General features: G+C 48.9%; 1 protein-coding gene. It reads left to right on the top strand.

Going from position 1 to position 1,035, the window contains the following annotated elements; all coding sequences use genetic code 11:
• Window positions 1-257: 257 nt before the first annotated feature.
• The coding region (locus ABZY20_RS37470) for a hypothetical protein (RefSeq protein WP_356448043.1) at window positions 258-1,035 on the top strand (778 nt) is incomplete at its 3' end.

Here is a 1,035-nt window from a genome sequence, read left to right as displayed (position 1 = left end):
GTAAAAAGGCGGCCTACGGGCCGCCTTTTTCTTATTTGGGAGCATCGCTTGTGCTGAAGTTCCCCGTCGAAGTTCTTTCCGACTCCCTCGAAAATCTGCTCAGAGATATCAGACGAAACCCAACTGAGCCTCTATCTATGCCTACGAGGCTCGACTATGGCGGAGCGTATGGGAGCGCTGTCCATGCATTGCAAGTCATAGCCTCTTGGTCGCAGGGCGCGATGGTACAGAGGGTTCTAAAACTTCCTGGAGCTTACTTGGCTAATCAGGAAATACAGAATCGATTTGCGTCAACCCTGCCTGGTATGGCGGGGTTGTACTTTTCAGACATGGTGAAAAGTGCTGATGTAGAGGTCAGCCGCTACTCGTCCCTCAAACTGGTCGCTCCATACGTTAATGCAATGCAAGAAAGGTCTCTCGGACGAGCTCTGAGGGGGGCGGCTATCATTCTCTGCTGCTTTGCTGGGGCAAGGAATGAATATTTAAACGCGCTCTATGAAAAACCGATGCCGAAGGGTGTTAGGGAAGTTTCTGATTTTAGAGTGCTGATTTCCCAAATGCTTGGGCAGTTTGGTGATCGGGTGGTAAATTCAGTAGGTCAGCTTCAGTTGGATTATTTGAGTGGCCTCATATATCAATTATTTTTAAATGCCGACGAGCATGGTTCATATGACATAAGCGGTAATCGGTATGAAACGGCCATGCGTGGTCTTGCAGTTCGGCATACGATTGTGGATAAAAATGGGGTTTATGGTGCTGACAACCCGCTGCAGGCTTATCTAACTAAGTTACTCTTGACCGAAGATGTTTCGTCTAGAGAGCAGGATGGTAAAGTTCATCTAATAGAAATATCAGTGTTTGATACCGGTCCGGGGCTGGGGCTCAGATGGCTGGCTGCAAAAAAGGGGGCGCAGAGCTATCAAGACATCTCTCTTAAGGAGGAGGAGGAGGCGGTGCAGACCTGTTTTGAAAAGCACGCTTCAACAAAAGCCAGCCAACTTATGGGGCAGGGACTTTCTCAAGCTCTGTGGGCTA

It is taken from the genome of Streptomyces sp. NPDC006624 (assembly GCF_040611555.1).
Lineage (GTDB): Bacteria > Actinomycetota > Actinomycetes > Streptomycetales > Streptomycetaceae > Streptomyces.
The sequence above is the reverse complement of the archived record's forward strand: the minus strand, read 5'-3'. Positions and strand labels throughout refer to the sequence as shown.